Source organism: Xanthomonas cissicola (assembly GCF_008801575.1).
In the GTDB taxonomy this organism is placed as follows: Bacteria; Pseudomonadota; Gammaproteobacteria; order Xanthomonadales; family Xanthomonadaceae; genus Xanthomonas; species Xanthomonas cissicola.
Map to the genome: position 1 here is coordinate 1 of NZ_VZPL01000031.1, position 14776 is coordinate 14776.

The 14776-nt window shown below is 66.6% G+C and carries 9 protein-coding genes and 1 pseudogene; 3 read left to right on the forward strand and 7 right to left on the reverse strand.

Going from position 1 to position 14776, the window contains the following annotated elements; all coding sequences use genetic code 11:
• The 4 genes and pseudogenes from F7R02_RS14030 to xerD form a co-directional block, all read right to left on the reverse strand.
• Window positions 1-1918: pseudogene (locus F7R02_RS14030) on the reverse strand (adhesin); the annotation flags it as partial.
• A 660-nt stretch (window positions 1919-2578) separates the two neighbouring features.
• Window positions 2579-6625, reverse strand: coding sequence for a phosphoribosylformylglycinamidine synthase (gene purL / locus F7R02_RS14040; protein WP_078591233.1), 4047 nt, complete (start codon window positions 6623-6625; stop codon window positions 2579-2581).
• Between the two features lie 539 nt (window positions 6626-7164).
• On the reverse strand, window positions 7165-7962 hold the full coding sequence (locus F7R02_RS14055) for a DsbC family protein (RefSeq protein WP_078591232.1): 798 nt from the start codon (window positions 7960-7962) through the stop codon (window positions 7165-7167).
• 475 nt (window positions 7963-8437) lie between these two features.
• Window positions 8438-9409: a site-specific tyrosine recombinase XerD gene (gene xerD / locus F7R02_RS14070; protein WP_003490213.1), complete on the reverse strand. Its 972-nt coding sequence runs from the start codon at window positions 9407-9409 to the stop codon at window positions 8438-8440.
• A 357-nt stretch (window positions 9410-9766) separates the two neighbouring features.
• On the opposite strand from xerD, the gene F7R02_RS14075 reads away from it, so the two are divergent.
• Complete coding sequence (locus F7R02_RS14075; protein WP_033485885.1) at window positions 9767-10234, forward strand: RDD family protein; 468 nt, start codon at window positions 9767-9769, stop codon at window positions 10232-10234.
• A 109-nt stretch (window positions 10235-10343) separates the two neighbouring features.
• Here the strand turns inward: F7R02_RS14075 and F7R02_RS14080 are convergent, their stop codons facing one another.
• Genes F7R02_RS14080 through lptF form a run of 3 tightly spaced genes read right to left on the reverse strand, consistent with a single transcriptional unit; the run spans window position 10344 to window position 12833 of the window.
• A complete protein-coding gene (locus F7R02_RS14080; protein ID WP_016850866.1) occupies window positions 10344-10643 on the reverse strand; it encodes a hypothetical protein in 300 nt (99 codons plus the stop codon).
• A 4-nt stretch (window positions 10644-10647) separates the two neighbouring features.
• Window positions 10648-11802: an LPS export ABC transporter permease LptG gene (gene lptG / locus F7R02_RS14085; protein ID WP_172397291.1), complete on the reverse strand. Its 1155-nt coding sequence runs from the start codon at window positions 11800-11802 to the stop codon at window positions 10648-10650.
• Window positions 11751-12833, reverse strand: coding sequence for an LPS export ABC transporter permease LptF (lptF, locus tag F7R02_RS14090; RefSeq protein ID WP_078517974.1), 1083 nt, complete (start codon window positions 12831-12833; stop codon window positions 11751-11753). The genes lptG and lptF overlap by 52 nt, the downstream gene beginning before the upstream one ends.
• Before the next feature lie 107 nt (window positions 12834-12940).
• Between lptF and F7R02_RS14095 the strand changes: the two genes are divergently transcribed.
• Window positions 12941-14413: a leucyl aminopeptidase gene (locus F7R02_RS14095; RefSeq protein WP_078591231.1), complete on the forward strand. Its 1473-nt coding sequence runs from the start codon at window positions 12941-12943 to the stop codon at window positions 14411-14413.
• Window positions 14413-14775 carry a hypothetical protein gene (locus F7R02_RS14100; RefSeq protein ID WP_003490204.1) on the forward strand — a complete coding sequence of 121 codons (363 nt, stop codon included), beginning with the start codon at window positions 14413-14415 and terminating at the stop codon, window positions 14773-14775. The genes F7R02_RS14095 and F7R02_RS14100 overlap by 1 nt, the downstream gene beginning before the upstream one ends.
• The last annotated feature ends 1 nt before the right edge of the window (window position 14776 follow it).

The following is a 14776-nucleotide window of genomic DNA, read 5'->3' on the forward strand; positions in this document are numbered from 1 at the left end:
GGGCCACCGAATCGGCACCGCTGGCACCGGCATTCGCACCCAATGCCACGGCATTGCTGCCGCTTTCGCGCACGAACGCGTTGTAGCCCAGCGCAACGCCGTTTTCGCCGATGGAATTGGTCTGCCGACCCATCGCAGTGCTGTTCACGCCGCTGGCGCTGCTGTCCGCCCCCAGCGCGCTGGCGCCGGTGGCCGAGGCACGGCTGCCGGAGGCAACCGCCACGCTGCGCTCGCCGGCAGCAACCGCAAGGCTACCCAACGCAGAACTGCTCTGGCCAACGCTGGAGGCATTGAAGCCCACCGCGGTGGCAGATGCGCCGAGTGCGCTGCTCGCGCCACCCAGCGCCATGGCGCCCTGCCCCTGCGCAGATGCCGCCGTGGCGTCCGTGGTGGCCGGCGTCACTGCCAGATAGCCATCGATGCGTGAGGTGGCGGCGCGCACCGTGTCGAGCTGGGCCACATTCACCGCATCGGTGGCTTCGGTACCGGCGGCAACGCTGGTGATCTGGCGCGTCAAGCCGGCTTGCACATCGCCGACCGATACCGTGTTGCTGCGAAACGCATAGGAGTGCGCACCCAGTGCAACCGCGCTGGATGCCGAACGATTCCAGGCATCGTCGACCCAGGATCCCACCTTTGCGCCGTAACCGATCGCCACTGCGTCCACGCCGTTGGCCTGCGCGTCCGCGCCAACGACCGTGCTGTCACCATTGAACCGCGAGGTCGTGGCACGCGCACCTAGCGCCACGCTATTTTCGTTGTAAGCGGTGCTGTCATGGCCGATCGAGATGCCGCCATCGCCCGACGCCAAGGCAAAGCCTCCCAACGACACGGTGCGTGGTGCGAACGAACCGGCGCTGTGCCCGATCGCCACCGCATCGGTATTGCCGGGCGCGTTCGGAAACACGTTGGAATCGTAGCCAATGGCAATCGCATAATCGGATTGGCTCTGCGCACCCGAGCCCAGCGCAATGCCGCCAAGACCGGTCGCCGCGGTAATCGAGCCGAAGTTGCTGACGCCGCCCACGACAACGCTCTGCGCTCCGCTGGCCAACGAGGTGTCGCCAACTGCGACGCTACTGGCTCCGTCGCTTCGCGCCCTGTAACCGAACGCGGTCGAGGTGTCTGCGCTGGCGCGCGAGGAATAACCGCCAGCAGTGGAAAGAAAGCCGCTGGCGCTGGAAAGCCCGCCCACGGCGGTGGCGCCGTCGCTGGAGGTCTGTGCGCGGTACCCCAGCGCCGTGCTCTGCACGCCACTGGCGCTGGCGCCGCTGCCGATGGCGCTGGCATACGGCGTGCCCGCTAGTGCACCACCGCCCACTGCTGTGGCGCCCACGCCTGACGCCTGCGTGGCCTGTTCGCGTTGGCCGACGACGAAGCCGTCGGCATCGTAATCGAACACGGTCGCAACGCCGCCGAGGGCAATCGACGATTCTCCCGCGGCCGCAGCGTTATGACCGATCGCGGTCGCGTCGCGGTCCAACGCCAGGCTTCCGCCGCCCAATGCCATGGTCCCATCGCCGAGCGCATTGCTCGCATTGCCCAACGCCAGCGCATCCTCACCGTCCGCGAATGCCGGGATCTCTGCATCGGCGGCGGGTATCGCAGCCGCTTGCGTCGGGCTACCGTTCGATCCTGCAGTAGCGCTCTGAGCTACCGTGTCCGTCTCGCCCGGGCAATGTCGCCTGCCATCGATCGCCTGGCACTGCGTGATCGCTGCAGCCGGTATGGTCGCGGCACCGGCCGCCCCGGCCATGCCGGCCATGCCGAGCAATACGATCGCCACTGCCGTGGCCAGCACTCCGCCGGCATGGTCGCGCGGCAGTCTCCCCTGCGTGTTTCCCACCGCGCGAGCACGCGGCACCGTTTGGTCGTGAGCACAAGACTCGCGACCAGCCTCCAGATAAATTCGCTTCATTAACGCCTGACTCCCCATTTTGGTCTGGTGTGTAAAAAACCGACCACCGCACAAACAGATCGCACGGTCCCCCTGAGGTTTTATAATCGCGCGCACTTGCTTCATCGATGGAGTTTTCCACCGCAAAATGTTCGAAACAGTAAACAAGAAGATGCAGCGATCGAAAGATCGATAACGCCAGATGAATTTATTGAAAAACCCAATCCTCAGATGCGATTGCCATCACACATAGCGCGCAATCGGTCATACGGAATAAATAACTAATAATTTTTTTAGTTATTTAAAGATTATCAAGTGCCGATTAATTATTTAGTCCCATTCGCTGCCACCGCGAAAATGAGTCTCGAAAAGAATTACGACGCGCACTTGGCTGATCGAGCGACCATCGCCATCGAGCCGCTCCGTCGCCTGATTCGAGCGCGCCACAAACGCTACCGGCCGCGTGCGCCCGATGCTGGCGAGGTCGGCAAACCCGCATGGCTTTGCAATGGGGACTGGTCATCGCGTCGCGCGCATGTAGTGGTAGCGGCAGCACGCGACGAATCTGCAACCGATTTCGATTGCAGATTCAGCGCGCCGGCCTAAACGACAACGGCCGTGTGCATCGCTGCACACGGCCGTCGGGTCATGCGTCAGCGGCTGCCGATCAGCCGCACGGCATCAACCGCACCACACCCGCGCGTTGCGGAACATCCGCAGCCACGGCGAGTCGTCGCCCCAGTCGACCGGGTACCAGCTCAGGTTTGCGCTGCGTGGCGTGCGCTCCGGATGCGGCATCAGGATGGTGACGCGGCCGTCGCTGCTGGTCAGCCCGGTGATGCCGTCGGGGGAACCGTTCGGATTGAGCGGATACTGCGACGCCACCGCGCCGTCGCCATCGATGTAACGCAATGCCACGCGTGCGGCGGCCTGGTCCACGGCGCTATCGAACTCTGCGCGGCCTTCGCCATGCGCAACCGCCACCGGAATCCGCGAGCCGGCCATGCCGCGCAGGAAGATCGACGGCGACTCCACCACTTCCAGCAGCGCGGTGCGCGCTTCGAACTGCTCGCTGCGATTACGCAGGAAGCGCGGCCAATGCTCGGCACCGGGAATGATGTCCTTGAGCTGGCTGAGCATCTGGCATCCGTTGCACACGCCCAGCGCGAACGTATCGCTGCGTGCGAAGAACGCGGCGAACGCGTCGCGCAGCGCCGAGCGCTCCAGGATGGATGTCGCCCAGCCGCGGCCTGCACCCAGCACGTCGCCGTAGCTGAAACCGCCGCACGCCGCAAAGCCCACGAACGCGCTCAGGTCCACGCGGCCCTCGATCAGGTCGCTCATGTGCACATCGTAGGGACGGAAACCGGCGCGCTCGAAGTTGTAGGCCATTTCGATCTGCCCGTTGACGCCCTGCTCGCGCAGGATCGCCACCTTGGGCCGCGTGCCGGTGGCCACAAATGGCGCCGCGACATCGTCGGAAGGGTCGAACACCAGCTTCGGGCGCAGGCCTGACGCCTTGAAATCACGCGCCAGGGCGCGTTCTTCATCGGCGCTGTCCGGGTTGTCGCGCAGCTTCTGCATCGCATGGGTCACCGACCACCACGCATCGAACAGCTCTTCCCAGCGCCATTCGGCCAGCACGCGGCCCTGCCCGCTCACGCGGATGCGCGGCGTGCCGGTGGGGCGTGCAATGCGCTGCGCGCATTCGGTCAATGCGTGGCGCTCGACCAGGTCGGCGAACGCGGCGCGGTCTTCGCTGGCGATCTGCACCACTGCGCCCAATTCTTCGTTGAACAGGCTGCGGAACGCATCGTCGCCCCATGCATCCAGCGTGATATCCAGGCCATGCCGCGACGCAAACGCCATCTCGCACAACGCAGCAAACGCACCGCCATCGCTGCGATCGTGATACGCCAGCAACAGCCCGCTGTCGCGCGCGTCGCGAATCAATTCGAAGAAGCTGCGCAGCCGCTGCGCATCGTCCAGATCCGGCACCTCGCCGCCGAACGCCGGCAGCGCGGTGTCGTCGGCATACACCTGCGCCAGCACCGACCCGCCCAGCCGCTGCTTGCCGCCTCCCAGCCCGATCAACCACAACTCGCTCTCTTCACCGCTGCGCAGCAACGGCGTCAGCTGCGTGCGCACATCGCCAACCGGGGCGAACGCACTGATGATCAACGAGACCGGCGAAACGCTTTTGTGAGAGACGGGATTGGAGATTGGAGATTGGGGATTCGCAACAGCGGCGGATTCCGGTGTGTTGCCAATCCCGAATGCCGAATCACCAATCCCGGCTTCAGCCCACTGCGCCTGCATCGACAGCGAATCCTTGCCCACCGGAATGCTCAGCTCCAGCGCCGGGCACAACTCCATGCCGATGGCACGCACCGCGTCGTACAGCAACGCGTCTTCGCCGCTGTGGCCGGCGGCGGCCATCCAGTTCGCCGAAAGCTTGATGCTGTCCAGCCGCTGCACCGGTGCCGCGCACAGGTTGGTGATGGCTTCGCCCACGGCCATGCGCGCGGATGCGGCGGCATTCAACAGCGCCAGCGGCGTGCGTTCGCCGATCGACATCGCTTCGCCTTCAAAGGTCTCGAAGCCGGCCAGCGTGATCGCGCAATCGGCCAGCGGCAGCTGCCACGGGCCTATCATCTGCTCGCGTGCGGTCAGCCCGCCCACGCTGCGGTCGCCGATGGTGACCAGAAAGCTCTTGGACGCCACGGTGGGATGCGCCAGCACACGCAAACCGGCCTGCTGCAGGTCCAGCGACGCGGTCTGCAGCACCGGCCACCTGGGAGCGGCCGGATGCGCGGCATCGCGATGCATCTTCGGCGCCTTGCCGAAGAGGACGTCCATGGGCAGGTCGATCGGGAGCTGGGATTCGGGATTCGGGATTCGGGATTGGTTAGAAGCGGCATCGGTTGCCGGCAATGCGCCGTTGCGAATCCCGAATCCCGAATCTCCAATCCCGTTATCCAGGACGCCATACCCCACCACCAGCCGCTCCTCTTCCGTGGCCACACCGACGGCGGCAAACGGGCAGCGTTCGCGGGCGCAGATGGCGGCAAACTCTTCCAGGCGCGCCTGCGGCACGCCGAGCACGTAGCGTTCCTGCGATTCGTTGCACCACAGTTCCAGCGGCGACAGCGACGGGTCGTCGGTGAGCACGCGGCCCAGGTCGATGATGCCGCCCACCCCCGAATCGTGCAGCAGCTCGGGAATGGCGTTGGACAAACCACCCGCGCCCACGTCGTGGAACCAGCGGATCGGGTTATCCACGCCCAGCGCCACGCAGCGGTCGATGACCTCCTGGCAGCGACGTTCCATTTCCGGGTTTTCGCGTTGCACGCTGGCGAAATCCAGCGCCTCGGCGCTGTCGCCGGCCGCCACCGAACTGGCCGCACCGCCGCCCAGGCCGATCAGCATCGCCGGGCCGCCGAGCACGATCACCGCATCGCCCGGCTGCAGGCGCAGCTTTTCCACCTGGTTGCGGTCGATCGCGCCCAGGCCGCCGGCCAGCATGATCGGCTTGTCGTAGGCGCGGGTCAGGCCCGGGCCTTCGGCAAGCTCGAAGCTGCGGAAATAGCCGAGCAGGTTCGGCCGGCCGAATTCGTTGTTGAACGCTGCGCCGCCGAGTGGGCCGTCGAGCATGATGTCCAGCGCCGGCGCCATGCGCGGGTTCAGCGCGCGCGGCGCTTCCCACGGCTGCGGCAGGGTCGGAATGCGCAGGTGCGAGACCGAAAACCCGGTCAGGCCTGCCTTGGGCTTGCCGCCGCGGCCAGTGGCGCCTTCGTCGCGAATTTCCCCGCCCGCACCGGTGGCCGCGCCGGGGAACGGCGCGATCACGGTCGGGTGGTTATGCGTTTCCACCTTGATCGCAAACGCCGACGGCAGCACCGCTTCGCTGCGGTATTGGCCGGTGGCCGGATCCGGGCGATAGCGCGCAGCCGGCACGCCTTCCACCACCGCCGCGTTGTCGCTGTAGGCCGACAAGGTGTGCTGCGGGGTCTGCTGGTGGGTGTGCTTGATCATGCGGAACAGCGAGCGCTCCTGCGGCTTGCCGTCGATGGTCCAGCTGGCATTGAAGATCTTGTGCCGGCAATGCTCGGAGTTGGCCTGGGCGAACATCATCAGCTCGACGTCGGCCGGGTCGCGGCCCAGCGCGCCGAAACGTTCGCGCAGGTAGTCGATCTCGTCCTGCGCCAGCGCCAGGCCCAGGTCGCGGTTGGCCTGCTCCAGCCCATCCAGCGGCACGCGCCGCAGCTGGCCCGGGTCGGGCACGTTGAACAGCGCTTCGGCAGCGGCGGCCGAACCGAGCAGCGATTGCGTCATCGGGTCGTGCAGCAACTTGGCCACGGCGGCCTGGGCAGCCGCGTCGTCCGGCCAGCCGGCCAGATCGATGCGGGTGCCGCGCTCCACGCGCTGGATCGGCTGCCCAGCCCCGCGCACCAGTTCGGTGGCCTTGCTCGACCACGGCGACAAGGTGCCCAGGCGCGGCACCACGTAGCGCGAGGAGGCATCGGCATCGCGCTCGGCGGGCGCGGCGTTGGCCTGCAGGATCCGCTGCAAGGTGGCCTGGTCGGGCGATTGCCCGGCCTCGGGACGGATGAAGTACACGTGCCAGGCGCCAGTGATACGCAGCGCGGGAACGAGGGTTTGCAGGCGGGTTTCGAGCCGAGCGCGGCGGAACGGCGAAAGGGCGGAAGCGCCCTCGAGGACCATCATGTCCGGGGAACCGTGTCAGAAACGGGGCTGCAGATTGTAACGGAGCTGATGAATCGACGCCGGACTGCGCGTGCGATGGCGGGACTCGGGAATGGGAATCGTCAGGCGGGACCCTTGTCGCCGCCCCATGCGCACACGTTGCACCGGCCAGCATGAAGGACGCGACTAGAGCGTGTTATGGACGTTGAGGCGCGTGTGAAGCGTTCCGTGGCGCGTCGAGACAAGCCGTGCGCTGCGGGCCCAGGCTGGCCGCCTGGGCAAGGCGCGCAACGCGGTATCGGCGCGCCACAGGGCGCCCCCGGAGGGTTGGCCGTCAGCGGCACGAAGCGCACGCCGAGCCGGCGCCACGCAGGACCCGCGCCGCACCGCTGGCAGCCAACGCATTTCATCTCAACGTGCATGACACGCTCTAGATGGCGGCTAACCCCCAGAAACAGCAAAGGCCCGGATGCAGTCGGACCCGGGCCTTGTCGTTGCGCAGACGATCAACGCAACGGCGCTATCGGCGACGCGCCACGATGATCAGAGCCGAGACGGCCTCAGCGGCTGCCGCCCGCCGTGGTCACGGCACGCTTTTCCAGCGCCGCACGCAACTGGGCCGGCGGCAGGTAGCCACCGAGCTGGGTGCCGTCGGGGGCGAAGATCGCCGGCGTTCCGTTGACGCCCAGGCGCTGGCCCAGGTTGTATTCCATCGACACCGGGTTCTTGCAGTCCTTGGAGGCGACCGGCTGACCCGACTTGGCGGCCGTGAGCGCCTGCTTGCGATCGGCAGCGCACCACACCGCAATCATTTCCTTATGGTCCTGGCTGCCCAGGCCCATGCGCGGGAACGCCAGGTATTCCACCGCGATGCCCTGCTTGTTGAGCTCGCCGATCTCGCTATGCAACTTACGGCAGTAACCGCACTCCACATCGGTGAAGACGGTGACGGTGTACTTCGGGTTGGCCGGCGCGAACACGATGCGGTCGGCCTTGGGCACGGTGTCCAGCTGCTTGCGGCGGTAGGCCAGCAAGCCCGGGCTGGCGGCGAACTGCTTGTTCTGGATGTCGAACGGCTGCGCCTGGATCAGGTAACGACCGTCGTCGCTGACGTACAGCACCTGCCCGCCGACGACCACTTCGCGAAAGCCGGGGAACGGCGCAGCGCCGATGTAATCGGGTTTGAAATCCGGGTCCAGCGCCTTGAGCGCAGTGCTCACGCGCTGGTCCACGGTGCCGGTGGCGGCGGGCGCAGCGGCTGGCTTGGCGCCGGCAGTGCTTGCCGCAGGCTGCGAGGATTGTGCGCAGGCGGTAAGGCTGATCGCGCCCAGCAGCGCGGCGATGGCAAGACGATACATTCACGCATCCAGATGGAATGAGGTGCCGGGATTCTCGCACAGCGCAGATGAAGCCTGGCCGCGGCCGCGACAGTTTGTGAGCGCTGCAGGCACCCCGTTGCTGCACCCGTTGGACAGACGCAGTGCAGAGCGTGGTCTGCCGCGTCTGGCGATGGGCTCGGCGTTTTCGCCGTCGCAAGGCCCCCTGAAGGTGCCCCCCAAGCGTCGTCCCCCGCTCTCTTTGTTTCCTGGAATACAGCGCCGCATGGCGCCCGGCGCTGCCCGTCAGCACGAGGTATGACAACGAGGAGGCCACACCGGCCGGCGCCACCCTTCACCGGCAACGCCGCCACGGCCGCCGAGCGGGTCTGGCAAGGTACCAACAACGTCGGCTGGCGGTGTTGGTGCGGCCGCGGGCAGGCGATTGGCCCGGTCGCAGCTCTACCGCGACCGGCGCGTCGCCAGCGCGCACGCCTATGGCGAGGCGCCGCGCGGACTAACCACGCGGATGATGACTGGCGTGCAGTTTCTGCAGATGCTGGCGCGCCACCAGCGTATAGATCTGGGTGGTCGACAACGAGCTGTGGCCCAGCAGCATCTGCAACGCGCGCAGATCGGCGCCGTGGTTGAGCAGATGGGTGGCAAAGCTGTGGCGCAGCCCGTGCGGGCTGACCGTGGCCGGGTCGATGCCGGCCACCGCTGCGTAGCGTTTGACCAGCGCCCAGAATTGTTGACGACTGAGCGGTTGGCGGGAGACATCGATGAACAACGGCACCTGCCCGTCCACCGCCGCCACCGGCTTGTTCGCGGCCAGCAGCGGGCGCGCCTCGCGCAGGTAACGCTCCAACCAATGCTGGGATTCCTCTCCCAGCGGCACCAGCCGGTCCTTGCTGCCCTTGCCGGTCACCCGCAACACGCCCTGGCGCAGGTTCACCCCCACTGCCGGCAGGTTGACCAGCTCGCTCACACGCAGGCCCGCGGCGTACATCAGTTCCAGCATGGCGCGATCGCGCAGGCCCGCAGGTGTGTCAAGGTCCGGCGCAGCCAGCAGGGCCTCGATCTGACTTTCGGTCAAGGCCTTTGGCAGCGAGCGTGGCAGGTGCGGCGGGTCGATCAAGGCGGTGGGGTCGTCGCTGCGCGCGCCATCGCGCAGGCACAGTCCGTAGAACGCACGCAAGGTCGACAACAGCCGCGCCGTGCTGCGCGGAGAATAATTCGCCCTGGTGCGCCAGCGCAGATAGTCGAACAGGGCGGCACGGTCGATGCCCAGCAAGCCGCCACCAGCGCCATCGCGCCAACGCGCCAGCCCTTCCAGATCGCGCCGATAACTCTCCAGGGTCTGCCGCGCCACGCCCTGCTCGGCCCAGAACCGGTCGAGAAACCGTTCGATGACGCTGGCATCAGCCGGCTGCACCGGCGGCAGGTGGCGGGCTAGTTGGCGGCGTTCGGCGGGGCTGCTGGCAGACATCGCCACAGCATAAAACGCGGCGCGCGTTTTGAGAGCGGACGCAGTGCGGGTTGCCGGTAGGTGCCTTGCCTGCGCGCGCGGGCTAGGACCTGTGCGCGTCATTGTTATGCGTGATCAGCACGCGTCGTCCGCAGGCGGGCAGGCAATCCGGATCGCGACGCCAGCGCTGCCATGGCCGGTAGGTCCCCGGCATGGGCATGCGCCCAATTGAACATGCCGCGTCTGCGCATCAGCCTTCGCGCCAGGATGCGATTGATCGCAGTTCGATGTATCGCGTGCGTCAGCGCGTGCAGGCACCAGAGCGCGGCTATTGCAGCGCGGCGTTGCGCCGTGCTGGGCGACCGTTATGCTCGCGCCATGACCTCAATTCCTTCGCCTCGCCTTGCACGCGCGCCTGCCCTGGTGGGCTGGCGGCTGCTGGCGTTGTGCTACGACGCCTGGCCGGTGCTGGCGCTGTCGATGCTGATCTCCACCGTCTTCACGCTGGGCTTTACGCTCGTCGGGCACCCCGCGCGCGAAAACATCGCGCCTTTCAGCGGCTGGCAATGGCTGTTGTGGCTGTGCTGCTGGATCGCCGCAGGCATCTACGCCACCGTGAGCTGGCGGCGCGGCGGGCAGACGCTGGGCATGCGCCCCTGGCGGCTGCGCTTGATCGACCCACAGGTGCCCTGGCGTGCGCTGTGGATCCGCTATGCCGTCGGCAGCTTGTCGCTGGCGCTGGGCGGACTGGGATTCTGGTGGGCGTGGCTGGATCGCGACCGGCTAACCTGGCATGACCGTGCGAGTAAGACACGGCTGGAGCGTATTGCCAGGAAATTGCAGTAATCGGGCCGGCAGTCCACAAGCTTCTTTTCGAAGCTCCCGCATCTTCGATGCATGCGACTGCACCTGGAATGCTCTAGGGCTAGCGGCAGCGACCAAACCGGGCTGCGGCTTATTTGGCACCCAAGAAGGCGCGCGCAATCAACCACTGAAATGCATGCCCAAACGCATACAGCACCGCTAAAAATGGCGGAACCAACAACGCATAACTTGTCGTCCAACGCATGTTGGTCAACCAGGCATCCGCGTGGAGGGCGTTCAGTGCGATCAGCTGAGGCGTCAACGGCAATTGCAGCAGAACGAAGTGGCCCTTGGGATCGCCCTGAGCGCTGAGCGCACCCCACACGCAAAAAGCAGTTGCCGCCAGGTATAGCAGGCAGAGCGCCACACCCACCACGCTCACCCGCCGCATGCGCTCAGCTACTACGCCTGCGGAACAACCACGCCGACACACCCAGCATCACCATGGGCGGCAGCGCATAGGCAATGCGGTAATCGAGCTTGAGGGCGCCGGCCATGCGGCCGAAGAACAGCTGCAGCAGCCAGAAACCCAGCGCAAACAGAATGCCCAGGAACAGGCGCTTGCCCAGGCCACCGCTGCGCAGGGAGCCGAACGAGAACGGGATTGCCGCCATGCACAGCGCCAGCACGTTGAGCGGATAGAACCACCGGCTCCAGTACTGATCCTCGTAATCGCGCGCGTCCAATCCATTGCGGCGACGGTATTCGATGCTCTGCTCCAGATCGTGCGCGGAGAGATTGCGCGGCTTGGCCAGGCCAGCGGCCAGCGCAGCAGGATTCAGTTGCGATTGCCACGGCAATTCGGGAAAGGTTTCGCGCTGCACCGAGCGCTCCTGGAAGGTGTCGCGACGGACCTGACGCAGGGTCCAACGGCCGTCGCGGTGTTCGGCCACCGAGGCGTAGGTCAATTGCTGCATCCTGCCACTGGAATCAAGGTGGTAGAGCCGCACATCGTGCAGATCCAGTGCGGTGCCACCGCCATCGAGCAGCTTCTCTTCACCACTCAAGGCGTTGAGGAAGGTGTCGCCCTCTCGCGCCCACAGCCCGGCGTAGCGCGAAGACGCCATATCGCTGTTGTAGCGGGCACTGGCCTTGAGCGTGTCGGCCTGGTTCTGTGCCCATGGCCCGATGGTTTCACCACTGATCACCATGCTGGCGGTCAGCAGCGCCATCGCTGCGACGACCGAGGCGGACATGCGTTTGCGCGACACACCCAGCGCGCGCAGCGCCGTCAGCTCGGAGGTGGCGGCAAACTGGCCCAGTCCCATCAGCGCGCCAATCACCGCGGCCGTCGGGAACAAGGTATAGGCCCGGCGCGGCACGGTGTAGGCCACGTAAGCCACCGCGTGCCCGAAGGTGTAGCTGCCCTGCCCGATGTTCTTGGCTTCGCTGGCGAAGGCGTTGACCAGATCCAGCCCCAGCAGCACCGCCCAGGTCAGCAGCACGGTAAACAGCACCACCCGACCGACATACCAATCGTGGACCCGCGGCGTCAGCCTCATGCGCGCGCCCTCGGCCGACGCACGCGGCCGTCGCGCGCATACGCCCATACCGCCACGGCCAGCAGCGGCAGCGTCAACCACCACAGGCCCAGCGCCGCCGGGGTCTTGCCGTTGGCGATCCACTGGGTGCCGACGATCATCAGATTGGTGCCCACCATGTAGGCCAGAAACGCCAGCATGATCCGGCCATAACGCTGTTGCCGCGGTGCGCTGCGCGACAGCGGCAAGGTGAGCAAGGCGAACGCCAGTGCCAGTAATGGCGGCGCCAGGCGCTCATGCAGCTGGGCGCGCGCGGCAGGGCGTTCGTCCGACAGCAGCTGGGTGGTCCACATCACTTCCGGGTCGTTGGCATCGTGCACGCGGGTGCGGTCGGGCAAGGCGATATCGCTGCTGGCGAACTTCATCAATCGGTAGTCCAGGGTCGCGCCGCTCGCCGGGCCTTCCGTGCGGTAGCCATCGTCCAGGCGCAGGTAACGGTCGGTTTTGCCTTCGAAGAACATCGCGCCGCGGTCGGCGGTGACCACATCAATGCGATCGTTCTGCTGGCGCTGCATGAAAACCTTGCCCAGGCCCTTGCCGTCGGCAGAGATCGTCTGCAGGTACACCACCCCACCACCGGACAGCGGCGTGAACTGGCCAGACTCCAGGCCGGCCATCAGCACGCTGCGATTGGCGTCCTCCAGCATCGCCTCGGCGGTGCGGCTCGCCCAGGGGCCCAGCCACAGCGAGCACAACCCGATGACCAACACCACCGGCACCACCAGCATCAGCATCGGCCGCAGCATGCGCCTGGGACCCACGCCAATGGCGGTAATGACGGCCATTTCTGAATCGCGGTACAGCCGCGCCAGTGCCAGTAGCAGGCCCAGCATCAAGGCCAGCGGCAGGATGATGGGCAGATACGCCACGAATTGCAGCCCCACCTGCGACAGCAGCAAGCGCGCCGGGATGCGGCCGTCGGCGATATTGCCGAGGATATCCACCAGCACGCCGCCGACGCTGACGACCAGCAGCACGATCAAGGTGGCCAGGAAGCTCTGGGTGAAATCGCTGAGCAGGTATCGATCGAGCTTCGGCATGGGGTGGGCTTGTTTTAAACTCTCGGATTCGTTCGCGGCGCCGCCAGCCTAGTCCGGTTGGCGTAAACAGCCCGCGATTGTACGGATTTGCCTACGGAATCTGATCAATGGCCCTGCAATTCACCCTGAACCAAGACGCGCCGGCAAGCGCTGCCGTCGACTGCATCGTGGTTGGCGTGTTCGCCGACAAGACCCTTTCGCCCGCTGCCCAGGCGCTGGACAGCGCCAGCCAGGGCCGTTTGACGGCCTTGGTCGCGCGCGGCGACGTGGCCAGCAAGACCGGCAGCACCACACTGCTGCACGACCTGCCCGGCGTCACCGCGCCGCGCGTGCTGGTGGTCGGCCTGGGCGAAGCCGGCAAGTTCGGCGTGGCGCCTTACCTCAAGGCCGTCGGCGATGCGACCCGGGCGCTGAAGACCGGCGCGGTCGGCACCGCCCTGCTCACCCTGACCGAACTCACCGTCAAGGCCCGCGATGCAGCCTGGAACATCCGCCAGGCGGTGACCGTCAGCGACCACGCGGCCTATCGCTACACCGCCACGCTGGGCAAGAAGAAGGTGGATGAAACCGGCTTGACCACCCTGGCGATTGCCGGCGACGACGCCCGCGCGCTCGCCGTGGGCGTGGCCACCGCCGAAGGCGTGGAATTCGCCCGCGAGCTGGGCAACCTGCCGCCGAACTACTGCACCCCGGCCTACCTGGCCGACACCGCGGCCGCGTTTGCCGGCAAGTTCCCCGGCGCCGAGGCCGAGATCCTGGACGAGGCGCAGATGGAAGCGCTCGGCATGGGTTCGCTGCTGTCGGTGGCACGTGGCTCGGCCAACCGCCCGCGCCTGATCGTGCTGAAGTGGAATGGCGGCGGCGACGCGCGCCCCTACGTGCTGGTCGGCAAGGGCATCACCTTCGACACCGGTGGCGTCAACCTCAAGACGCAGGGCGGCATCGAGGAAATGAAGTACGACATGTGCGGTGGCGCCAACGTCATCGGCACCTTCGTGGCCACGGTCAAGGCCGAGCTGCCGATCAATCTGGTGGTGGTGGTGCCGGCGGTCGAGAACGCCATCGACGGCAACGCCTACCGCCCCTCCGACGTGATCACCAGCATGTCCGGCAAGACCATTGAGGTCGGCAATACCGACGCCGAAGGCCGCCTGATCCTGTGCGATGCGCTGACCTACGCCGAACGCTTCAACCCCGAGGCACTGGTGGACGTGGCCACGCTGACCGGCGCCTGCATGGTGGCGCTGGGCCACCAGACCGCCGGCCTGATGAGCAAGCACGACGACCTGGCTAACGAATTGCTGGCCGCCGGCGAGCACGTGTTCGACCGCGCCTGGCGCCTGCCGCTGTGGGACGAATATCAGGGGCTGCTGGATTCCACCTTCGCCGATGTCTACAACATCGGCGGCCGCTGGGGTGGTGCCATCACCGCCGGTTGCTTCCTGTCGCGCTTCACCGAAAACCAGCGCTGGGCGCATCTGGACATCGCTGGCGTCGCCAGCGACGAAGGCAAGCGCGGCATGGCCACCGGCCGCCCGGTGGGCCTGCTGACGCAGTGGTTGCTGGACCGCGCCGCCTGATGTCGCCGCGCGCTGCACTGGCCCTGATCGCCGGGTTCGTGCTGGCGGACGGGGTCACCAGCACGCTGCCCAACTGGAACGGGCTTGCCAGCGACCTGGTGCGGTTTGCGCTGTTGCTGGCGCTGATTTTCGTCTGGCTGGCGGCCGACAGCCGCCAGTACGGCGTTCGCCGCCCCATGTGGCTCAACATCGGGATGGTGCTGGCCTGGCTGGTATTCATCCCCATCTATCTGTATCGCGCGCGGCCTGCCGGTCGGCGCTTACGGGCGATGGGCGGGTTCGTGCTGGTGATCCTGGCGTCCGGCCTGCTGTTCACGCTCGGCAGCATCATTGCCGAATCCGTTTTTCCTTCCGTTTCGTGAT